The sequence below is a fragment of the Cupriavidus sp. 22TCCZM04-2 genome, from assembly GCF_057798895.1.
On record NZ_JBYOJS010000015.1, the window covers coordinates 44,760 to 65,637 of the forward strand.

The window sequence follows — 20,878 nt, forward strand, 5'->3', positions numbered from 1 at the left end:
GCGCTATACCTTGAAGCGTGAAACGCCGCTGCGCAGCTCGTTGGCCACCAGCGTCAGCTCGTCGATGGCCTGGCCCGACTGGCGCAGCGACTCGACCGTCTGCTGCGCGGCTTCGGACAATTGCATCAGCGCCTGGTTGATCTGCTCGGCGCCTCCGGCCTGCGCCTGCATGCCTTCGTTGACCATCTGCACGCGCGGCGCGAGCGACTGCACCTGCCCGATGATCTGCGACAGCTGGTCGCCGACCTGGGTCACGTCGGACATGCCGCGGCGCACTTCTTCCGAGAACTTGTCCATGCCCATCACGCCGGCGGCCACGGCGGACTGGATCTCGCGCACCATCTGCTCGATGTCGTAGGTGGCGACGGCGGTCTGGTCGGCCAGGCGGCGGATCTCGGTGGCCACCACCGAGAAGCCGCGGCCGTATTCGCCGGCCTTTTCGGCCTCGATCGCGGCATTGAGCGACAGCAGGTTGGTCTGGTCCGCCACCTTGGCGATGGTGGTGACCACCTGGTTGATATTGCCGGCCCGTTCATTGAGCGTGGCGAGCTTGGCATTGACCGAGCCGGCCGCGTCCATCACGTGCTGCATGGTGGCTTCCATGCGCGACAGGCCGACCTGGCCGGTCCCGGCGAGCCCGGCGGTCTGCTCGGCCGCGTTCGAGACCTCGTTGATGGTGCGGACCAGGTCGCGCGCCGTGGCGGAAATCTCGCGCGAGGTGGCGCCGATCTGCGTCGTGGTCGCGGCGGTTTCCGTGGCGGTGGCCTGTTGCTGTCGCGCGGTCGCGGCAATCTCGTTGACCGAGGTGGTGACCTGGATCGCGGAGCGCTGGGCCTGGCCGACCAGCGAAGTCAGCTCGCCCGTCATCTGGTTGAAGCCTTCCTCGACGTCCTGGAATTCGTCGCCGCGCTTCAGTGCCATGCGCAGGCGCAGGTCGCCGCCGCGGATGCCGGCCAGCAGGCCGACGATCGAGCGCATCGGCACGGTGATGGCGCGCAGCAGCAGGTAGCCACAGATGACCGCCACCGCCAGCGCGACCAGCAGCGCCACCTCGATGCCGACCTTGGCCGAGTTGACGGCCGCATTGATGCCGTGCGCGGAACGCTCGTTCACGGCATTGTTGTCGTCCACCATGGCCTGCGCGAGCTTGCGCACATCCTGCCAGGCCTGGTGGGCATCGCCGCGCAGCAGCGCTTCGGTGGAATCGACGCCTTTCCCGCTGGTCGCTTGCAACAGCGGCAGCGCCACCTGCTCATACCTGGCCTTGGCCGTCTTGTACTGGTTGAAGGTGGCGCGGTCGTTGTCGCGGGTGATGGTGGTCTCGTACTGTTGTTCGAGCCGCTCCAGCCGCGCGCGGACGTCGGCCACTTGCTGCCGGTACTCCTGGCGCTGGCTGTCGCCGGTGGCCTTGATGGTTTCCCAGCCCAGCACATAGATCTCGCCCCAGGCGCCGCGGATGCTGGTGCTGTATTGGAGGCCCGGCAGGGCGTCCTTGAGCATCAGGTTGGTTTCCCGCTCGATCGACGAGAGCCGGTTGTAGGCCACAACCCCCATCAGTGCCATGACCAGCAGGATGAAGGTAAAGCTTGCCAGGATGCGCTTGCGGATGGTCCAGTGGTTCAAGGCTTGGTTCCCGTATTCCGTGTTCTTCTTCAGGGCAGCCGCGGCGCCCGGCCGGCAGTGCGGCAATGCGCGGTAGGGTACTGTAACCCCGGGGCGGTTTCAACGCCGCGCGACTGGCAGGAGCCGGGCGTTGCTAAGCCGCATTGGCGCGCACGCCGGAATTCCCGAAGCGCTTGCTTTTTTCATGGTTTTCGTCACACTTCCCTGAATTGCAGATCTGGTAACAATGTCGATAATTGCAAAAGAGGCAGGGATGGTGGCCAAGTCGGGGGCGAAAGCGGCTGGCGCTTCGCCAGACGGGGAGACCGATCCGCTGACCGGGGTCGGGAATCGGGGGGGATTCTTAAAGCGGCTGGAGGCACGCCTGCAAAGCGAGGCGGTGCCCCGCTGCGCATTGCTGTTGATCGGCATTGATGATTTCCGCGCCTTCAATGACATGCACGGCCATGCCGAGGGCGACCTGATCCTGCAAGGCGTGGCACGCCGGCTGCGCGACGCATCGCCGCGCGATGCCGTGATCGCCCGCGTCGGCAGCGACGAGTTCTCGGTGCTGCTGCCTTCCATTTCGGATCCGACCCTGGTTCGGCACGTCTGCGCCGCAATCCTTTCCATGCTGTCCTCGCCGCACGAATACAGCGGGCGCCGCCATCACGTGCTTGCCAGCGTGGGCGCGTGCGTGCTGCCGGCCGCCGGCGATCTAGCCTCCGACGCGCTCGCGGCCGCCAGCCTGGCGCTGGCCCGTGCCAAGCACGATGGCGGGCGCACCATCCGCTTCTTCAAGCCGCAGATGCGCCAGGACGTGACCACGCGGCTGTCGCTGGTGCAGGCGCTGCACGAGGCTTACGCGCAGCGCCAGTTCGAGCTTCACTACCAGCCCCAGGTCGACTTGCGCGACGGCCGCATCATGGGCGCCGAGGCGCTGCTGCGCTGGCGCCATCCGACGCGCGGCCTGCTCGCGCCGGCAAGCTTCATCGATGCGCTGGCGGCCAGCAGCGTGGCCAGCGACGTGGGCATGTGGCTGCTGCAGACTGCCTGCGCGCAGGCGCGGGCGTGGGCGCTGACCTTGCCCCAGGCGCCGCGCGTGGCCATCAACCTGTTCGCCGCGCAACTGGCCGAAAGCCGGCTGGTGACCGAGGTGCGCCATGTCTTGCGCGCGCTGGAACTGCCGCCGTCCAGCCTGGAAATCGAGATCACCGAGACCATCGCGCTGCAGCAGGGCGACGAGGTATCCGACCAGCTCCAGGCGCTGCGCCGCGACGGCGTGACCCTGACCTGCGACGACTTCGGTACGGGTTACGCCTCGCTGAGCTTCCTCAAGTCGTTCCCGGTTGACCGTCTGAAGATCGACCAGTCCTTCGTGCGCAACGTGACGCAGGATCCGGTGGATGCCGCCATCGTCCGCTCCGTCATCAACGTCGGGCAGAGCCTGCAGATCGGCGTGGTGGCGGAGGGCGTCGAAACGGTCGAACAGCGCGACTTCCTGCTGGCCAATGGCTGCTGGGAGGCGCAAGGCTATCTGTACAGCCGGCCCGTCCCCGCGGAGCGGCTTACAGAGCACTTGCGCGAGCAATCAGGGAACTGACACCGGAACCGCGCGCGCCCGTTGTTGCCAGGGCGCTGGCGGTACCAGGAGACGGCGAGAGTCAAGGAGTTGTTTCCGCCTTTGACGGCCGCTTGCACTGCCGCCTTCATCCATACCGCCGGTTCCGGCCTCCATCGTGCTTCGCCGGCACGTATCCTCCCGCCATGCCGCGGCCAGAGGAAATAACCGCTTACAAAGTCTTGTCCGCGCCGGACTCCCGGGGACGTTGCTCCATGTATGGTGACATCAGGACGGCCGCCGGCCGCCGGCCGCCGTGGGCCTTGCGCCGTGGGCCTTGTTCTCCCAGCTTCTCGAATCCATGTATCGCTCACCTGCGCCTGACCGAAATTCCGCCATTGGCCCTCGCCGCCTGAAGGCCAGCGTCACAACCTGGCTGCCCATGCTGGCCGTGACGGCCGGCCTGGCCCTGACCTTCGCGCCATGGCCGGGTCATGCCCAGCCTTCGCCGCTTGGCGAGCCAGGAGCGGTGGTCGAGCAGACCGATCCGCCATCGCGCGTCGCTACCCTGACCGAGGCGGCGGGCAACCTCAGCTTTGCCCCGGCCGGCTCTGACGAGTGGGCCGCGGCCGGCCTGAACCGGCCGATCACCACCGGCGACCGCCTGTGGGTCGACAACGGCGGCCGTGCCGAGATGCATGCCGGCGCCGTGACCGTCCGCCTGGGCAGCGCGACGGCCGTCAGCGTGCTTAACCTGGACGACAACGCCACGCAGGTCAAGCTCACGCAGGGTACGCTGCAGTTGCGGGTGCGCGCGTTGCCGCAGGACCAGCCGGTGGAAGTCGACACGCCCAACCTGGCCTTCGTGCCGCGCGAGCCGGGCGACTACCGGCTGGACGTGTCGCCCGATGGCAGTGTCACCACCGTGACCATGCGCCATGGCCGCGCCGTGATCTATGGCGACAGCCGCTCGCTGGAGATGAACCGCGGCGAGCGCATGAGTTTTGGCGGGACCGACCTGGCCGATGCCGGCCCGGGCAACCTGCCGCCCGAGGACGATTTCGACCGCTGGACCGCCGCCCGCGATGCGCGCGAAGACGCGTCGCCCTCGGCCCGCTACGTGCCGCGCGACATGCCCGGCTATGCCGCGCTGGACGGCTACGGCGACTGGCAGGAAGACGCCGGTTACGGCGCGGTATGGTTTCCGCGCGCGGTGGATACGGGGTGGGCGCCATACAGCACCGGCCACTGGGCCTGGGTCGCGCCGTGGGGCTGGACCTGGATCGACGATGCGCCGTGGGGGTTTGCGCCGTTCCACTATGGGCGCTGGGCCTATATCGGCAGCCGCTGGGGCTGGGTGCCGGGACCGCGCGTGCCGCGGCCGTGTTACGCGCCGGCGCTGGTCGGCTTTGTGGGCGCCGGCCCCAACTGGAGCGTGCGCGTGGGCGGCGGCCCGGGCGTGGCCTGGTATCCGCTTGGCCCGCGCGACGCCTACCGGCCCGTGTACCGCGCGAGCCCGGCCTATGTCACGCGGATCAACCGCGTGAACGTCAATTACCTGTCCAACGACTACCGCTTCCGCGGCGAGCAGCGCCCGAACCGTGATGTACCGGGCGCGATCCGCGGCATGCCGGCGCGCAATTTCGTCGAAGGCCGGCCGGTACCGCGCAATCTGCGCGGCAATGAATGGCGCAACTTGCCGCAGGGCGAGGCCCGCGGCGCGCCGCCGGTAGCGCCGGTCAAGGGCAGCCTGCTCGGCGCGGCGCCGGTCCGCCAGCTTCCGCCACAGGCGCGCCAGGGGTTCGAGCGCCAGGCGATTGCGGCGCGCCCGCCCGGACAACCCGCGCATGACGAACTGGCCCGGCGCTTCGCCCGCGAAGGCGGCGTGGTGTCGGGCGCTGGCCCCGTATGGCGCGGCGGCGACACGCGGCCACGCGGCAGGGACGCGCAGCAAGTCGCGCCGAACGTGCGCATGAGCCAGGCTGCCGTGGCCGCGCGGCCCGCCATACCGCCGCAGCGCCACGACGACGATGCCGGGCGGCGCCCGCCGGCCGGTGCCGAACGCGGCGCCCCGGCGATGGGCGGCGATCCCTGGCGTGGCAATGGCCGCGGTTTCACCACGCGGCCCGACCAGGTGCAGGGGCTGGTCCAGATGCCCGACGCCCAGCGCCAGGGGCAGGAACTCCAGCGCCAGCAGCAACAGGTGATGCAGCGCCAGCAGATGGAACAGCAACGCCAGCAACAGGAGCAGCAACGGCAGGGCGCCGACCTGCGCCGGCAGCAGCAACAGGCGCAGGAGCGCCAGCAATGGGAGCAGCAGCGCCAGGGCCATGAAGCGCAAGACCAGGCGCAGGCGATGCAGCGTCAGCAGCAACAAGCCATGCAGCGCCAGCAGATGGACACGCAGCGACAGCAGGCCGATCAGCAGCGGCAGCAACAGGCCGTGCAGCGCCAGCAGATGGAGCAACAGCGGCAGTTGCAGGAGCAGCAGCGCCAGCAGTCAGAGCAGCGCCACATGATGGAGTCGCAGCGCCAGCAGGCGGAGCAGCAACGGCAGATGGCCGAGCAGCAGCGCCAGCAGCAGGCGGCCCAGCGCCAGCAGATGGAACAGCAGCGCCAGATGCAGGAGCAACAGCGCCACCAGCAGGAGCAGCAGCGGCAGATGGCCGACCAGCAGCGCCAGCAGCAGGCCATGCAGCGCCAGCAGATGGAGCAGCAGCGCCAGATGCAGGAGCAGCAGCGGCGGGCACAGGACCAGCAACGCGCCGCGCAGGAACAACAGCGCGCCGCCCAGGAGCAGCAGCGCGCGATGCAGCAACAGCAGCGTGCCATACAGGAGCAGCAGCGCCAGCAGCAGGATCAGCAGCGGCAGATGCAGGAACGCCAGCGGCAGCAGCAACAGCAGCAGCAACAGCAGCAACAGCAGCAGATGGAACAGCAGCGCCAGCAGCAGCGCGCTCAACATGACCGCGGGCATCAGGAAGCCCGCAACGACGGCCGCTAGCAGAACGGCGACAGCACAAGGCAATGCGGGCCGTCAGGGGTGCACCCTGACGGCCCGCATCGTTATGTCAACGCCTTACTTCGCCAGTTCCGACAGGCGCACCGGCGAGATCTTGCCGTTCTGCACCCAGCCCACCACGGTATCGGCGACCGAACCGCCCTTGGCGTCGATGCCTTCCACCTCGTTCGGGTTGGCGTCCTTCGGCAGCGCCTTGACGGCTTCCGGCATCTTCGCGCGGATCGCAACGGCATCGCTGGTGGTGCCGGCCAGCTTCATCGCACCGGCCAGCGCATACACCATGGTGTAGTTCAGCGACATCTCGGTGGTGGCATCGCGTCCGTCATGCAGCTTCTTGTACTTGGCATTGAACGTCTGCGCGGCCGGGCGGCCGTCGCTGACCAGCGGCAGCACGCCGATCGAGCCTTCCAGCATGGCCAGGCCGTTGGTGACCTTGGCCATCTCGTCCATCTTGGCCTGGTCCATGATGATGAAGCCGCCCTTGAAGCCTAGTTCGCGGGCCTGCTTGACCACCAGTGCGGTCGGCTCGGACGGCCCGCCGACGAACATCACGTCCGGCTTGTCGGTGATGGCGCGCGACACGCCGCTGTAGAAGTCGGTGGCCTTGGTATAGGACATCGGGTTGTTGCCGACGACCTTGCCGCCCGCGCCTTCCCAGGCCGGGACAAAGGCCTGCACCCACGCCTTGGCGTAGTCGTGGTCGGCCGGCGCCAGCGCCACGTTCTTGCCGTAGCGCTTCATCTGCGCCTTGACGAAGGGCTCGATGTAGCCGGTGTAGGCGGGCGGGATGCGGATGGTCAGCTTGTTGCCGGCGTCGGTGATGCGCGGCACGCTCGAATAGGCCATGACCAGGAACTTCTCCTGCTCGTTGAAGGCCTGCAGCGCGAAGATGCCGCCCGAATGCGGCACGAACACGGCGGGGGTCTTGTGCTGCTGCACCAGGCGGCGCGCGTTGATGGCGGCTTCGGCGGGCGAGTACTTGTCATCGAGCGCCACGACTTCGAGCTTCACCTTCTTGCCCTTGACCTCCAGGCCCGAGGCGTTGATCTCGTCCACGGCCATCTGCACGCCGGACAGCACGTTCTTGCCATACAGCGCCGCGCCGCCTGATAGCGGCCCGGTGTAGCCGATCTTGACGACTTCCTGGGCCAGTGCGGCGCCGGAGGCCAGCATGGCGGCGACGGCGGTGGCGGCCAGCGGGAAAATGCGGCGGATGATGTTGCTCTGCATGTCTGTCTCCTTGATGGATTCTTACTGCGCTTGTCCGGGTTGATAGAAGCGCGGCTTGCTAGCCGCCGATGTATGCCTTGCGAATGCCTTCATCCTTCAGCAGCGAATCGCGGTCGCCCTCCATCACGATGCGGCCGCTTTCGATCACATACGCGCGATGTGCAATCCCCAGCGCCGCGTACGCGTTCTGTTCCGCCAGCAGCACCGTGGTGCCCGCGCGGTTGATGCGCTGGATGATCTCGAACATCTGCTTGACCACCAGCGGCGCCAGGCCCAGCGAAGGCTCGTCGAGCAGCAGCGCGCGCGGACGGCTCATCAGCGCGCGGCCCAATGCCACCATCTGCTGCTGGCCGCCTGACAGCGAACCTGCGGGGTCGTCCTTCTTTTGCCGCAGGATCGGGAACATCTCGTACACCTCTTCGAGCGTCTTGCGGATACCGGCCGAATCGCGCCGGTGCACGTAGGCGCCGAGCGTCAGGTTCTTCTCGACGCTCATGGCCGGAAACAGCTTGCGGCCTTCCGGGCAATGCACGAGTCCGGCCTGCACGATCTGCGACGGCTTCATGCCCGAGAGCTCGCGGCCGTCGAAGCGCATGCTGCCGCCGCTGATGCGGTGGATCGCGCTCATCGCCAGGAAGATGGAACTCTTGCCCGCACCGTTGGCGCCGAGCAGCACCACCAGTTCGCCGGCGCCGGCATGCAGCGTGATGTTGTCCAGGGCTCGGAAGCTGCCGTACGACAGCGAGACGCGTTCAAGCTGCAACATGGTCGGCTCCCAGGTAGGCCTCGATGACATGCGGATCCTGCTGGATCTGCGCCGGCGTGCCTTCGGCGATCTTCTCGCCGTAGTTCAGCACCATGATCTTGTCGGCCAGGCGCATGATCATGTCCATCTTGTGTTCGATCAGGCAGACCGTCTTGCCGTGGCGGACCATCTTGCGGATCAGTTCCGCCAGGCCCACGGTTTCCTCCGGGTTGACGCCGCCGGCGGGCTCGTCGAGCAGCAGCAGTTCGGGGTCGGTGGCCAGCGCCAGCGCAAAGGCCACACGCTTGCGCGCTTCCTGCGTGATATCGGCGGCGATCTCGTGCGCCAGATGCGCGAGGCCGACGAAGTCGAGCGCGGCTTCGGCCTTGTCGCGGCACAGGCGCTCTTCTTCACGCAGGCGGCGCGTGTTGAACAGCACATCGCCAAGGCCCGAGCGCGTGCGCAGGCGGTGGCCCACGATCAGGTTGTCCAGCACCGTGGCGCGGTCGAACAGCGCCGTGGCCTGGAACGTGCGCGCCACGCCGAGCCGCGCGATCTGGTCGGCGCGCAGGCCGGCCACATCCTGCCCCTTGAACAGGACCTGCCCGGAACTCGGCGCGTGCGTGCCGGCGATCAGGTTGAAGAACGTGGTCTTGCCGGCGCCGTTGGGGCCGATGATGGCGTTGATATGGCCCTGCTCGAAGGTCACGGAGACATCGTTGACCGCGGTCAGGCCGCCAAATTTCTTGGTCAGGTTGCGGATCTCAAGCACGGTCGGCTCCGGCGGTGGTGGCTACGGGTGCGGCGGCGGGGGATGCGGCAGGCCGGCGGTTGCCGCGGCGCGCGGCGGCAGCCTTGCGCGCCTGCTTTTTCAGCCAGGAGCCGACGATGCCGTCCGGGAAGAAGATGATCAGCAGGATCAGCACCGGGCCGAACACCAGCATGCGGTAGTCCTGCAGGAACTGCAGCGTCTGCGTGACCCACGGCACCAGCACCGCGCCCAGCAGCGGCCCGAACAGCGTGCCGGTGCCGCCGACCAGCATCGCCATCACCATGTCGAAGGTCAGGTCGGTGCGCGCGATATCGGGGCCGAGGAAGCGCACCTGGCCCGCATAGAGCGCGCCCGCGAAACCGGCATAGCCGACCGACAGCACGAAGGACAGCACCTTGGTGCGCATCAGGTTGATGCCCAGCGCCTCGGCCAGCGCGTCGCTGTTGCGCACGGCCATGAAGCTGCGGCCCAGCAGCGAGGTGACGATGCGATGCATCAGGTAAGTGCCGATCACCAGGAAGGCCAGCACCAGGTAGTACTGCGCCGGCACGCTGTCGAACGTGACCGGGCCGATCGCCGCCGGCACCGGAATGCCGATCAGGCCCACGGTGCCATGCGTCAGGCTTTCCCACTTCTCGATCAGCAGGTAGATGATGTAGCCGATGCACATCGTGAAGATCGAGAAGTAATGGCCTTTCAGCCGCAGCGATACCAGGCCCACCACATAGCCGATCGCCATGCTGACCACGCCGGACAGCGCGAACGCCAGCCAGAACGGCACCTGGTGGTCGACCGTCAGGATGCCCAGCGTGTAGGCGCCGATGGCCATGAAGCCGCCGTGCGCGAGGTTGAGCTGGCCGGTGTAGCCGGTGATGAGGTTCAGCCCCAGCGTGGCGATGGCGTAGATGAACGCCAGCGTCATCACGGTCAGGTAGTAGCTGTTGGGCGTGATCAGCGGGAACGCAATCGCCAGCGCCAGCAGCAGGATCCAGCCGGTCTTTCCTTGCAGTGCTTTCATCGTCGTAGTCCTCAGGCCGCCTTGCCGGCGAACAGGCCTTGCGGCCGGATCGACAGGATCACCACCAGCAGCACGAAGGCGATGATGTCCTTGTAGTCGGTCGAAACATAGAAGCCGCCGAAGCTCTCGGCCATGCCGATGATGAGCCCGCCGGCAATGGCGCCCGGGATGCTGCCCATGCCGCCCAGGATGATGATGACGAAGGCCTTGGTGATGACCAGGTTGCCCATGCTCGGGTAGACCAGGTTGATCGGCGCGTAGAGCGTGGCGGCGATGGCGGCGAGCGCGCCCGAGATGGCGAACACCAGCAGCGTCACGCGCGTGGCGTCGATGCCGACCAGCGCGGCGCCTTCGCGGTTCTGCGCCATGGCCATGATGGTGGCGCCGGTCATGGTCCGCGTGAGGAACAGGTGCAGCAGCACCATCAGCGCGAACGCCGCGGCGATGATCAGCAGGCGCTGCAGCGGCGCGGTCAGGCCGAACAGTTCAACGACCTGACCATAAGGCGTCGGCATGCGGTGGAAATCCGCGCCCCACAGCGCCTGCGCGCCGGCTTCGAGGAACAGCAGGATGCCGATGGCCGCGATCATGTCGTGCAGCTCGGGCGCATTGCGCAGCGGATGGAACACCAGCCGGTCGGCCAGCATGGACAGCATCGCCACCACCACGGCCGCGCCGAGCATCGCCAGCCAGTAGTTCAGGCCGAGCGTGGTCATCAGGTAGTACGAGACGTAGGCGCCGGCCATGTAGAAAGCGCCGTGCGCGAAATTCGGCACGTGCAGGATGCCGTAGACCAGCGTCAGGCCAAGAGCCACCAGGCTGTACACGCCGCCCAGCGTCAGGCCGTTCAGGATCTGTTGAAGGAACAATGCCACAGGCTCACCTCGTGAAGTTCACGAAACAGGGCACGCGCCGGCCGCAAGCGGGCGCGTGGGTTCATGGCGGCAGCCCGCGGGCTGCCGCGCATGTGAAAGAGGGGATCAGTCGAGGATCCGGGCCGCGGCGAGCGGTGCCGGGGCCGGGTGGGCGCCTTGCGCCAGTCGGGGGTGGTGCTCGCGGACAGATGCGTACTGCGGGTGTTGCATGGTTGTCTCCTATGCGATGCGGTCTGCGCTGTTGCGCCGCGGTGTGCCGGTCGTTGCCGGCAACGCCGTTGCGTGGAAGTGACAATTCCCGCACGGTCGTTCGTTTTCAACGACTTTTGCATGGGGTCGAAGGGGAGTCAAGGAAACTGGCCCAGTATTCCGCACAGCGAAATAGCTGCGCGCCACGGGACTCGCTGAGGGCGCACGGTCTAGAGGAAATCCCTGACAGGCTCGCCCGGTGCGCGATGCGCGGGCCACCTTGGTCGGCGGACCGGGCCATCCATGGCACCTATGACCCCTATGTATTCGCTACATAGCCGGCTTGAGCGAGGCGCGAACTGGTATCTAGTGAAGCTGGACAACATCCGGCTTTGCATGAAGCGCTCCACCTCCATCCCGGCCCCGCCGCCCGATGCCGCCCACGTCATGCCCGCCATGCCTTGCGGTGCGGCGGAGCCCGCTGAAGACCGCAACTTCGTCACCGCGCTGGCGCGCGGCATGGAGTTGCTGCGCGCGTTCGGGCCGCATGACGACTACCTGGGCAACGCTGAGTTGTCGCGCCGCACGGGAATCCCGCGGCCTTCGGTGTCGCGCCTGACCTATACGCTGGCCTCGCTCGGCTACCTCGCCTATATCGAGTCGACGGAGAAGTACCGGCTGGGGCAGGGCGCGATGGTGCTGGGGCATCGCTATATTTCCGGCGCGGGCATCCGCGACATCGCGCAGCCGCTGATGCAGTCGCTTTCGTTCGCGACCGACTGCACCGTTGCGCTGGCCATGCCCGACCGCCACGCTATGGTCTACCTCGAATCGTGCCAGCCGCGCGGCGCGCTGGTGATCCGGCTCGCGCCCGGCGCGCGCCTGCCGATGGCTACCTCGGCGATGGGACGCGCATGGCTGGCGGGGCTCGACGAAGCGCGCCGCGAAGCCGCGCTGGCCGAACTGGAGCGCCACTATGGCGCGCGCTGGGCGCCGGTGCGCGGCAAGATCGAACGTTCGCTGCGCGACCACGCGCGGCGCGGTTTCTGCGTGGCCCATGCCGAGTGGGACCGTACCGTCAGCGGTGCCGCTGCGCCGCTGCGGCTCGAAGGCAGCGGCGAGGTGCTGGCGCTGAATATCGGTGGCGCCGCGGCGCGGCTGTCACCCGAAATCCTGGAAGGCAACCTGGGCCCCCGCATCCGCGACCTGGCCCAGACGCTGCAGGCGCGGTTGTGGCAGGCCGGTGCCGGGCAGCAAGGATCGACACGACCCGCGCCGGCAACACCCGACGCGCGTGAAGCCAACTGAAAGACAACACAGACACGAGGAGACACACGCATGCAAGTCAAAGACAAGACCGTCGTCGTGACGGGCGGTGCCACGGGCATCGGCCGTGCGCTGGCCCTGGCCTTCGCGCAGGCCGGGGCGCGCGGCGTGGCCATCGCCGATCTGAACGCCGCCGGCGCTGCCTCGGTGGCCGCCGAAGTGCAGGCGGCCGCCCCCGACTGCAAGGTATTCGGGCAGGCGGTGGATGTCGCCGATGCCAGCGCCGTGCAGGCGCTGACGGACGAGGCGACGCGCCGCTTCGGCCAGGTCGATGTGTTCTGCTCCAACGCCGGCATCATCCTGCGCAAGGGGCTCGACGCCAGCGCCGGGGAATGGCAGCGCATCTGGGACATCAACGTCATGGCGCACATCCACGCGGCCAAGGCGGTGCTGCCGCAGATGCTCGAGCGCGGTGACGGCTACTTCGTCAATACCGTGTCGGCCGCGGGGCTGCTGTCGCAGATCGGTTCGGCGCCGTACGCGGTGACCAAGCATGCGGCCATCGGCTTCGCGGAATGGCTGTCGATCACTTACGGCGACCGCGGCATCAAGGTGAGCTGCATCTGCCCGCAGGGCGTGCAGACCAACATGCTGTTCGGCGAGAACGGCGAGCGCAAGGGCTTCCTGCAGGAGGGATCGGTCACGGCCGAGCATGTGGCCGATGCCACGCTCGCAGGCATGGCCGACGAGCGCTTCCTGATCCTGCCGCACCCCGAGGTACTGGAATACTATCGCCGCAAGGGACAGGACTACGACCGCTGGCTGCGCGGCATGCGCCGCCTGCACGAGAAGGTCATGCAGGAGTTCGGCGGTAGCGCCGTGTAGTCCCAAATTCTTCCACAGAACAGCCGGCGCCCACGCAGGCGCCGGACCGCCAGGAGACAACCGATGCGAGTCAGTTCCGTTGCCGTGGCCGCGCTCGCCGCTGCCGCTGTGTTCAGTGCCCCCGCCGCGCAGGCGCAGGCGTATCCGAACAAGCCGATCCGGATGGTGGTCGGGTTTCCCAGCGGCGGCGCGCCCGACACGCTGGCGCGCATCGTTTCCGAGAAGATCTCGCCTGCGTGGGGGCAGCCGGTCGTGGTGGACAACAAGCCCGGTGCCGGCGGCAATATCGGCGCCGAGGCCGTGGCCCATGCGCCGGCCGACGGCTACACGCTGGCGATGGGCACCGTGGGCACGCACTCGATCAACGGCGCGCTCTACAGCAAGATGCCATATGACATGGTCAAGGATTTCGCGCCCGTGATCCTCGTTGCCACGACCCCCAATGTGCTGGTCGTGCATCCGGACGTGCCGGCGAAGAACGTGGCCGAACTGATCGCGATGGCCAAGGCGAAGCCGGGAGGCCTGACCTTCGGTACGCCTGGCGTCGGGACCTCGCTGCACGTGGCCGGAGAGATGTTCAACGCGATGGCAGGCGTGAAAATCACGCACGTGCCCTACAAGGGGCGGGCCATGGCGATCCCCGACCTGCTCGGCGGCCACATCACGATGATGTTCGACAACCTGCCGTCGGCGCTGCCCGTGGTGAAGGAAGGCAAGCTGCGCGCGCTCGGCGTCACCAGCGCCAAGCGCTCGCCCTCGGCGCCGGACATTCCCACGCTGGCCGAGCAAGGCCTTCCCGGCTTCGAGGCGGACTCCTGGTTCGCGATTTTCGCGCCAGTGAATACGCCCAAGGATGTGGTTGCGAAGCTCAATGCGGAACTGAACCGGATCTATTCGCTTCCCGACGTGCAGGCAAAGCTCCGGACGCTCGGTCTGGAGCCGGTGCTTGGTACGCCCGAGCGGCTGGCGAGCTACCAGCGGGCGGAGATCGCCAAGTGGGCGAGGGTGGTGAAGGAGTCGGGGGCGAAGGCGGAGTGAGGGGTTAAGACGTTCGGGGGGCTTTGGCAATGACGGTCCAACCGCCCTCCGATCGTGCAATGACCAAAGACGTCAGGCGTCGGGTTCCGGGGTGGCCTGGGTGTGCTGGGCGGTGTCGGCATCGCGTAGCCGGCTCAGGCTGATCGCCGCGCCGAGCGTAGCCATGGCCACCGCCACATAGAGCGCGAAGCGCGCGCCACCGGTCTCGTCCAGGCTGAACAGCAGGGCCACCACGGCGGTGCCGGTGGTCTGCCCGAGCAGGCGCGTGGTGGCCTGCGCTCCGCTCGCGCCGCCGCTGCGTTCGGGCGGCGTGGCGCCGATCATGGCGCGATTGTTGGGCGACTGGAACAGGCCGAAGCCAAGCCCGCACATCGCCATGCGCCAGACGATATCGAGGCTGCTGGCATCGCGGCCGAGCCATGCCAGGCCAAGCAGGCCGGCCGCAAGCAGCGCCAGCCCGAGGCCCGCCAGGATGCTGGCGGGATAGCGGTCCGAGAGGCGGCCCGACAGCGCCGCCATCAGCGCCACCGTCAACGGCCAGGGCGTGATCAGCAGCCCCGTTTCGTGCAGCGAGCGGCCCAACTGGTACTCGAAATAGAACGGCAGCGCCACGAACGCCAGCATCTGCGTCATGAACGAGCAGAACGACGTGCCGACCGCCAGCGTGAAGGCGCGGCTGGCAAACAGGTCCACGGGCACGAGCGGCGCCTGGCGGCCGTGCTGGCGGCGCACCAGGATCCAGCCCAGCACGATGGTGAGGCCTACCGCGGCGGCACCGGCGTAGCGCAGGCCGCCATGGCCGAGACCATCGACGCCGAGGATAAACAGGCCGAACACCAGCGCGGACAGCACGGCGCTCGGGTAGTCGAAATCGCGCGGCTGCGGCGCCGTTGCCGGCAGCGCGCTGCGGCTGAGCGCCAGCGCGAAGATCGCCACGGGCACGTTCACGGCGAATAGCCACTGCCAGCTCGCCAGCGACAGAATCAGGGCCCCGAGCGACGGGCCCACCGCCGTGGTCACGCCGACCACCAGCGCATTGAGCCCGATGCCGCGGCCCAGCCGCGTCGGCGGATAGATGAAGCGCACCAGCGCCGTATTCACGCTCATGATGCCGGCCCCGCCCAGGCCCTGCAGCACGCGCGCCGCGACCAGCATGGGCAGGTTGACTGCCAGCGCGCACAGCAGCGATCCAACCAGGAAAGTGGCCAGCCCGGCGCGGTACACACGCTTGTATCCCAGGATGTCACCCAGCGACGACAGCGGCAGCAGGCACACCGTGACCGTGAGCTGATAGGCGTTCACCACCCAGATTGTGTTCGAAGGCTCGGACTGCAGCTGGCGCGCGATCGACGGCAGCGCGATATTGGCAATGGAGCCGTCCAGCACGGCCATGATCAGCCCGCAGAAGACGGTGAGGATGGCCCAGGTGCGCTGCGGCTGGGGGAGGCCTTGATGTAACGGCATGGGGAAGACAATGGCGGCAAGGACGCGCCCGCGAGGCCGGGTGCGGCGCCCTCATTATCGGCGCGCCGGTCGTTGCCCGCAAATCGGCGGATTGTGGTAGAAGTCGCGCCGCCGGAATCAGGCGCTGTCGGGCGCGGCGGCTGCGGGGCCGTCGCTGGCGTAGCGCAGCGCCAGCGCCTGCAAGGCCTCGCCGGCTTCTGCAATGGCCGGACTCCAGTGGCGGGAGCCAAGGCAGAGCTGCTCGACGGCGCGGCAACGGGCATGCAGCGCGGTCTGCAGGACGATCCTGAAACCGCTCGCGGCGCGGTGCGTCCAGGCCTGGAGTGCGTGCAGGTCCCTGGCGGCCAGGATCTGCGCAAGCTCGGGCAAGTCGGTTTGCAACTGCTCGCGCAGCAGGCGCGTATAGCGTTCCTGGTCGGCACAGGCGTCCGGCAGCTTGCGCGCGTGCAGTTCGCGCAGGGCTTGCAGCGCGTCGCCCAGCTCTCGCAATGACGCGGGTTTGGTGATGTAGCCGCTGAAACCGCGCTGCTGCCAGTCCTCGGCCTGCTCCTGCTGGGCAAGCGCGCTGAACGCGAGCACCGGCAGGTCGGGATGCAGGGCGCGCAGGGCATCCAGCAGGGCGTAGCCGTTCATCAGCGGCATATGGATGTCGGTCAGGACGGCATCCACATGGGTCGACTCCGCGACCGCCAGCGCCTGCTTGCCGTTGTCGGTGATGATGGGACGGCAGCCCAGGGCGCGGAGCTGCTCGGCGATCACCGTCTGGTTCAGCGGATTGTCCTCGGCAACGAGGATGTCCAGCCCGGTGATGTCTGGCAAGGGGCGCCACGCCGGCGCGGCGGGCTGGCCGGGGTCACCCGCGGCGGGTGACGGCGCGGAGCCATCCTGCGGGCCCGCGGCAGCGGATGCCACGCTGGCGAGCAGGGCGTCGTGGCTGAAGCTCGTTACCTCGAAGATGCCGGGCGCGCTTTGCCGGGGCCGATGGGGACCGTCCGGCGTCAGCCAGACCACGGGCGCGGCACTGAGCGCCCGCAGCGCAGCGAAGGCCTCCGGATGGTATTCCTCCGTGGCGACGATGACTTGCGGATGGTGGCTCTCCAGGTGCTCGCGCGCGGCGGCCGGCGATGCCGGCAAGTGGGTTCGCCAGCCCGCCGTCGCCAGCCAGGCTTCCAGGCATTCGCCGGTCTTCGCGTCAGGGCACAGCACCATCACGCTGCCGCGCCGTGCGGGCACGGCATCCGGGCGGTTGGCCGTCGCCGCGTCGTCGCCGGCGGCCGGCAAGGGCACGGCAATGGTGAAGGCGCTGCCCACGTCCTGCACGCTCTGCACGCCGATGCTGCCGCCCATGAGTTCGCACAGCCGCGCGCAGATCGAAAGGCCCAGGCCGGTGCCGCCGTGGCCGCTGGTGGCGACGGCATCGCCTTGCACGAACGGCTGGAAGACGCGTTCGGCCAGTGCGGGCGGCATGCCGATTCCCGAATCGCTGACGCGGCAGGTCAGCATGGGGCGGCCGAGCGCGTCCGGGCCGTAACTGCCACTGAGCGTGATGCGGCCGCTCGTGGTGAACTTGAAGGCGTTGTTCAGCAGGTTATTGACGACCTGCGTCAGGCGCATGCGGTCCCCGCACACTTCGCGATCCAGTTGCGGTTCCAGTTGCAGGCTGAACCGGATGCCGCGCTCGGTGGCCATCGGCGCGTATGTCAGCGCCAGGCTTTCCAGTGCATCGGCCAGCCGGAAGGGCTTGCTGAGCAGTTGTAGCTTGCCGGCATCGATCTTCGAGAAATCGAGGATGTCGTTGACGATGCGCCGCAGCCCTTCCGCGGCGGTGCCCAGCGCCTGCAGCCGCGGCGCGTGGCTTTCGAGGCCGGGGCTGCGCGCGAGCAGTTCCAGGTTGCCGATCAGGGCATTGAGCGGCGTGCGAATCTCGTGGCTCATGGCGGCGAAGAAGCGCGAGCGCGCGCGCATCATGGCCTCGGTAGCTTGCTGTGCGGAACGCAGTTGCTGTTCCAGCGCGCGCGCCGCCTCCGAATGGGTCCGCCGCAACAGCTGGCGGCCCCAGTAGCGCGCAATCAGGACGATGGCGCCGATCAGCAGCAGCCCGACGCCGAGGATCACCGCCAGTCCCGGAGCAAGCGCAGGCATCAGCAAGCCATACGGCACGAAGCACACCAGCGTGCCGAACGCCGGCTTCAGCGGCTGGACCATCAGCACGCCCCGGCGCGTGTAGTGCGACAGGTTGCGCGGTTGTCGTCGCGCTTGAGATATGGCGTCGCGGATCACCGGCGCCTGGACCGGCAAGGCCGGCGCGGCGACGTCGATGGCCTCGTCGGCCGGGTTGAGCAGGGCCAGCAGCGCGGTGTCTGCGGTGCGGTCGAGTTGCGCCAGGAAGTCCCCGACCGGCACGCACGTCGCGATCAGGACGGTCGGTCTATCGCCCGAATAGGTCGCTGCGATGCTCAGCATGGCCATCGTACCGGTGAGCGGATCCCGGATCGGGCCGGCCCAGACCTGCGCGTCGCCATGCGGCACTGCATGGCCGGTGCGGTCCAGAAGGGCCTGCGTGATGGCGTCGCGCAGGGCGTCGATCAGCGCGGGCCGGATCGGCGTCGTGGCTTGCGCGGCAGGGCGCCGGCGCGCGAGGACGGCGGCGCTGTCGTCCTCCAGCGACAGGACATAGACCGGCTGGTCCAGGCCGAAGGCCTGCTGCGTGGCCAGCGTATCGAGCGCAATCTGCTGCAGGCGTGCAAGCTGCGCCGGCAGCGAAGGTCCCCAGGCATGCCGCGTGGCGGCCGTTGCGAGAAGGTAGTAGTCGTGTCCGGCGAGCGGATCGGCGACGCGGGCAACGCCGGTCGCGCGGACCGACGCCATCGCGGCCGCGTCCGCCATCTGCGCGGGACCTGGTTCACGGTAGCGGCGCACACTCAGGATGCTGCGCTTCACGAAGGCCGCCTCGCTTTCCAGGCGCTCAGAGAGGGTGGCGGCATAACGGCTAACCTGGTTTTGCTGACGGCTCAGGTGCTTGTCTGTTTCCAGCGCCGCCAGCACGATGCCGGTGAATACCACCAGCGCGATCAGCACGGCAATGGTCGCCGAGTAAAGACGCTGCTGCCGGCGAGCCTTGTCGGCGAGCGTGTCGAAGGCGCTCTCCAGCGACACGCGGGTACTGTCCAGAAGCTGCTGCATGGGCGCTCAGATCAGACCGTTCTCGTAGGCGAAACGGATCAGGTCGGTATTGGTGTGCGCGCCGAGCTTGCGCATGGCGACCGTCTTCTGGCTGGAGATGGTGCTGACCGAACGCCCGAGCTTGGCGGCGATGACGTTGAGCTGCATGCCCTGCGCATAGAGCCTGATCACTTCCAGTTCACGCATCGTGAGATCGGTGGCGGGTGCGTCCGTCATGGCCGCGTTGTCGAGGATCGCGCGTATGGACGGCGAGTAGTAGCAGATGTCGCTGCTCATGACATGGACGCACGCGCGCAAGGTTTCATCGAGTTCGTCTTCCTTGCTGACAAAGGCGCGCGCCCCCAGCCTGATGGCTCGCCGGATGATCGCCGCATTCGACTGCGCGCTGACCACGACGACGCGCGTGCCGCGATGGCACCGCGCCAGCCGATGGAGCAGGTTGAAGCCGTCCAGCGTGGCATTGCCGTGGCCCATGCAGAAGTCGGTGATCGCGATGTCGGCCGGTTGCCTGTCGAGCGCCTGCACCAGTTCCGAGCCGCTCGCGCAGGCGCAGGCGACCTCGAAGCGTGCGGATCGCTGCAGGCAATCACGCAGCGCGGTGACGACCAGCGGGTGGTCGTCGGCAACGGCGACGCGTATGAGCGGTTCGTTCATGGCAGGCCTCCGGCGCCTGCGCGCGGATCATGGCGGCGCGCGCGGTTCCTGGCAAGGGGGAGGGCGGAGCTGGGGTAAGGGGTGCTGCGTTGCGGCCGGCGCAACGCCGGCCGATGCCTACAGTCAGGAAACATTTGACGATGACCTCGTAATTGTGGACGCCAACCGGCAATGGCCGATTGAGACGAGCTATTGCATCCCTACAATCCCCGAGATTCTGGCTATCTTATATGCGCCGTTGAATCGTATTTCGGCTAGTTTATTTCGCGCTTTAAGGGTCGCCTGATGCTGGCGTGCACGAATGCTGAGGCAGCGCAATCCTCAGGTGGCGTGGCAGGCGCCGGCGCGGCGTCGGCCTTGCCACCTTGCCGCCTGCGCCTAGAATGAATTCGGCAACACGAAGGATGCCTGCCGGCACGTGTGTGCCGCCCGGCGGTGCGTGCCCCGTGCGGCGGCCATTCGGTGCAGCATGCGCCCACGCCGTTCGTGGCGAAGACCGGGCGCAAGCGCTGAACCCCCGGAACAACAACTCACAGTGGGTCGATGCATGCCACCGGCATGCCAGCCATTTTTTGCGTCGCGCCTCCTGCGTGATGCACGCTCCCGCTGCGCGCATGCGGCGATCTCATGACCTGACGGAGGATGCCATGGCTACGAGACCGTTTTCCGATTTTTCCCCGGAGGAACAGCAACAGTTCGCGCAGGTATGCAGGCAGATGGGCATGGTCCCGGACGACTTCGACATCACCGACGAAAGGAATGGCGATGCGCTGCGCCGCATCAGCGTGCGCCGGCTGAGCACGGACGCTGGCAGTGCCTATGAAGCGGGCGCGGGTGGCGAATGGGTCGAGGAATTCGAGAGCGATCTCGAATGCGGCCTGTTTGGCCGGGTGACCGTGTAGCGGATAGGGGAACGCGCCGGCGCTCAGGCGGCGGCGCCCGCCGCCTTGCGGTCGAGATCGCGGTGATACATGGTGTGGCGGTACAGGCCATAGCAGCTGGTCGCCGTGAAGCCGAGCTGCTGCACGAACAGGCCATAGGTGCCCGTCACCAGCGCAAAGACGCTCCAGACCAGGTTCGAGCACAGGTACGCGATCCATCCCCAGCGCGACGCGCGGTTGTGCAAGGCCACCAGCAGCGACCCGCTCATGGCCAGGGCGCAGCCTGACCATTCAAGTCCGTTGAGCAGATTGGGAACGATTTGCGGGGCGAAATCCATGTCGCGTGTCTCCTGATTTTGTGTTCATTTTTTGCATACAATCTGCCGCGAACTTTAGCGGGGAACGCAGGCGTGTGCAAGTGTTTTCAGGTTTGCATGGAAGGTTGGAATCTGCGGCGCAAGGCCCGTATTGGCCGCAGGACCGTCAATTCGCG

Annotated in this window: 16 protein-coding genes; 6 read left to right on the plus strand and 10 right to left on the minus strand. The window is 67.8% G+C overall.

Annotated features, from left to right (window positions below; all coding sequences use genetic code 11):
* Positions 1-3: 3 nt before the first annotated feature.
* Positions 4-1,623 (minus strand): methyl-accepting chemotaxis protein, encoded by a 1,620-nt coding sequence (locus tag AC3FKG_RS20940; RefSeq protein WP_488744027.1) that lies wholly within the window; start codon positions 1,621-1,623, stop codon positions 4-6.
* A gap of 253 nt (positions 1,624-1,876) precedes the next feature.
* Between AC3FKG_RS20940 and AC3FKG_RS20945 the strand changes: the two genes are divergently transcribed.
* Positions 1,877-3,205 carry a putative bifunctional diguanylate cyclase/phosphodiesterase gene (locus tag AC3FKG_RS20945; protein ID WP_483712018.1) on the plus strand — a complete coding sequence of 443 codons (1,329 nt, stop codon included), beginning with the start codon at positions 1,877-1,879 and terminating at the stop codon, positions 3,203-3,205.
* Between the two features lie 400 nt (positions 3,206-3,605).
* Positions 3,606-6,167 carry a DUF6600 domain-containing protein gene (locus AC3FKG_RS20950; RefSeq protein WP_488744028.1) on the plus strand — a complete coding sequence of 854 codons (2,562 nt, stop codon included), beginning with the start codon at positions 3,606-3,608 and terminating at the stop codon, positions 6,165-6,167.
* A gap of 75 nt (positions 6,168-6,242) precedes the next feature.
* On the opposite strand, the gene AC3FKG_RS20955 is transcribed toward AC3FKG_RS20950, so the two are convergent.
* Genes AC3FKG_RS20955 through AC3FKG_RS20975 form a run of 5 tightly spaced genes read right to left on the minus strand, consistent with a single transcriptional unit; the run spans position 6,243 to position 10,825 of the window.
* Positions 6,243-7,415: an ABC transporter substrate-binding protein gene (locus AC3FKG_RS20955; RefSeq protein WP_488744029.1), complete on the minus strand. Its 1,173-nt coding sequence runs from the start codon at positions 7,413-7,415 to the stop codon at positions 6,243-6,245.
* A gap of 58 nt (positions 7,416-7,473) precedes the next feature.
* Entirely contained in the window at positions 7,474-8,181 is a 708-nt protein-coding gene (locus AC3FKG_RS20960) for an ABC transporter ATP-binding protein (protein ID WP_483712015.1), read from the minus strand.
* Positions 8,168-8,932: an ABC transporter ATP-binding protein gene (locus tag AC3FKG_RS20965; RefSeq protein WP_483712014.1), complete on the minus strand. Its 765-nt coding sequence runs from the start codon at positions 8,930-8,932 to the stop codon at positions 8,168-8,170. The genes AC3FKG_RS20960 and AC3FKG_RS20965 overlap by 14 nt, the downstream gene beginning before the upstream one ends.
* Positions 8,925-9,950 carry a branched-chain amino acid ABC transporter permease gene (locus tag AC3FKG_RS20970; RefSeq protein WP_488744030.1) on the minus strand — a complete coding sequence of 342 codons (1,026 nt, stop codon included), beginning with the start codon at positions 9,948-9,950 and terminating at the stop codon, positions 8,925-8,927. The genes AC3FKG_RS20965 and AC3FKG_RS20970 overlap by 8 nt, the downstream gene beginning before the upstream one ends.
* Before the next feature lie 11 nt (positions 9,951-9,961).
* The gene (locus tag AC3FKG_RS20975; RefSeq protein ID WP_483712012.1) at positions 9,962-10,825 is read right to left on the minus strand and encodes a branched-chain amino acid ABC transporter permease; all 864 of its coding nucleotides are present in this window, start codon (positions 10,823-10,825) and stop codon (positions 9,962-9,964) included.
* Positions 10,826-11,410: 585 nt separating this feature from the next.
* On the opposite strand from AC3FKG_RS20975, the gene AC3FKG_RS20980 reads away from it, so the two are divergent.
* The 3 genes from AC3FKG_RS20980 (at position 11,411) to AC3FKG_RS20990 (ending at position 14,203) form a co-directional block, all read left to right on the plus strand.
* A complete protein-coding gene (locus tag AC3FKG_RS20980; protein WP_488744031.1) occupies positions 11,411-12,322 on the plus strand; it encodes an IclR family transcriptional regulator in 912 nt (303 codons plus the stop codon).
* 30 nt (positions 12,323-12,352) lie between these two features.
* Positions 12,353-13,165, plus strand: coding sequence for an SDR family oxidoreductase (locus AC3FKG_RS20985; RefSeq protein WP_483712010.1), 813 nt, complete (start codon positions 12,353-12,355; stop codon positions 13,163-13,165).
* 63 nt (positions 13,166-13,228) lie between these two features.
* A complete protein-coding gene (locus AC3FKG_RS20990) occupies positions 13,229-14,203 on the plus strand; it encodes a Bug family tripartite tricarboxylate transporter substrate binding protein (protein WP_483712009.1) in 975 nt (324 codons plus the stop codon).
* Positions 14,204-14,275: 72 nt separating this feature from the next.
* Here the strand turns inward: AC3FKG_RS20990 and AC3FKG_RS20995 are convergent, their stop codons facing one another.
* The 3 genes from AC3FKG_RS20995 to AC3FKG_RS21005 all read right to left on the minus strand — a co-directional run bounded on the left by AC3FKG_RS20995 (position 14,276) and on the right by AC3FKG_RS21005 (position 19,504).
* Complete coding sequence (locus tag AC3FKG_RS20995) at positions 14,276-15,667, minus strand: MFS transporter (protein ID WP_488744032.1); 1,392 nt, start codon at positions 15,665-15,667, stop codon at positions 14,276-14,278.
* Positions 15,668-15,784: 117 nt separating this feature from the next.
* Positions 15,785-18,850: a hybrid sensor histidine kinase/response regulator gene (locus AC3FKG_RS21000; RefSeq protein WP_488744033.1), complete on the minus strand. Its 3,066-nt coding sequence runs from the start codon at positions 18,848-18,850 to the stop codon at positions 15,785-15,787.
* 6 nt (positions 18,851-18,856) lie between these two features.
* Entirely contained in the window at positions 18,857-19,504 is a 648-nt protein-coding gene (locus tag AC3FKG_RS21005) for a response regulator (RefSeq protein ID WP_483712006.1), read from the minus strand.
* A gap of 647 nt (positions 19,505-20,151) precedes the next feature.
* Here AC3FKG_RS21005 and AC3FKG_RS21010 point away from each other — a divergent pair.
* Positions 20,152-20,406 (plus strand): hypothetical protein, encoded by a 255-nt coding sequence (locus AC3FKG_RS21010; RefSeq protein ID WP_483712005.1) that lies wholly within the window; start codon positions 20,152-20,154, stop codon positions 20,404-20,406.
* A 23-nt stretch (positions 20,407-20,429) separates the two neighbouring features.
* Here AC3FKG_RS21010 and AC3FKG_RS21015 read toward each other — a convergent pair whose 3' ends face one another.
* Entirely contained in the window at positions 20,430-20,723 is a 294-nt protein-coding gene (locus AC3FKG_RS21015; protein WP_483712004.1) for a nicotinamide mononucleotide transporter, read from the minus strand.
* Between the last annotated feature and the right edge of the window lie 155 nt (positions 20,724-20,878).

Excerpts from the sequence above, each read along its gene's own strand:
- AC3FKG_RS20945 (WP_483712018.1), top strand. The coding sequence starts at position 1,877 with ATGGTGGCCAAGTCGGGGGCGAAAGCGGCTGGCGCTTCGCCAGACGGG.
- AC3FKG_RS20950 (WP_488744028.1), top strand. The coding sequence starts at position 3,606 with ATGCTGGCCGTGACGGCCGGCCTGGCCCTGACCTTCGCGCCATGGCCG.
- AC3FKG_RS20955 (WP_488744029.1), bottom strand. The coding sequence starts at position 7,415 with ATGCAGAGCAACATCATCCGCCGCATTTTCCCGCTGGCCGCCACCGCC.
- AC3FKG_RS20960 (WP_483712015.1), bottom strand. The coding sequence starts at position 8,181 with ATGTTGCAGCTTGAACGCGTCTCGCTGTCGTACGGCAGCTTCCGAGCC.
- AC3FKG_RS20970 (WP_488744030.1), bottom strand. The coding sequence starts at position 9,950 with ATGAAAGCACTGCAAGGAAAGACCGGCTGGATCCTGCTGCTGGCGCTG.
- AC3FKG_RS20980 (WP_488744031.1), top strand. The coding sequence starts at position 11,411 with ATGAAGCGCTCCACCTCCATCCCGGCCCCGCCGCCCGATGCCGCCCAC.
- AC3FKG_RS20985 (WP_483712010.1), top strand. The coding sequence starts at position 12,353 with ATGCAAGTCAAAGACAAGACCGTCGTCGTGACGGGCGGTGCCACGGGC.
- AC3FKG_RS20990 (WP_483712009.1), top strand. The coding sequence starts at position 13,229 with ATGCGAGTCAGTTCCGTTGCCGTGGCCGCGCTCGCCGCTGCCGCTGTG.
- AC3FKG_RS20995 (WP_488744032.1), bottom strand. The coding sequence starts at position 15,667 with ATGCCGTTACATCAAGGCCTCCCCCAGCCGCAGCGCACCTGGGCCATC.
- AC3FKG_RS21000 (WP_488744033.1), bottom strand. The coding sequence starts at position 18,850 with ATGCAGCAGCTTCTGGACAGTACCCGCGTGTCGCTGGAGAGCGCCTTC.
- AC3FKG_RS21005 (WP_483712006.1), bottom strand. The coding sequence starts at position 19,504 with ATGAACGAACCGCTCATACGCGTCGCCGTTGCCGACGACCACCCGCTG.
- AC3FKG_RS21010 (WP_483712005.1), top strand. The coding sequence starts at position 20,152 with ATGGCTACGAGACCGTTTTCCGATTTTTCCCCGGAGGAACAGCAACAG.
- AC3FKG_RS21015 (WP_483712004.1), bottom strand. The coding sequence starts at position 20,723 with ATGGATTTCGCCCCGCAAATCGTTCCCAATCTGCTCAACGGACTTGAA.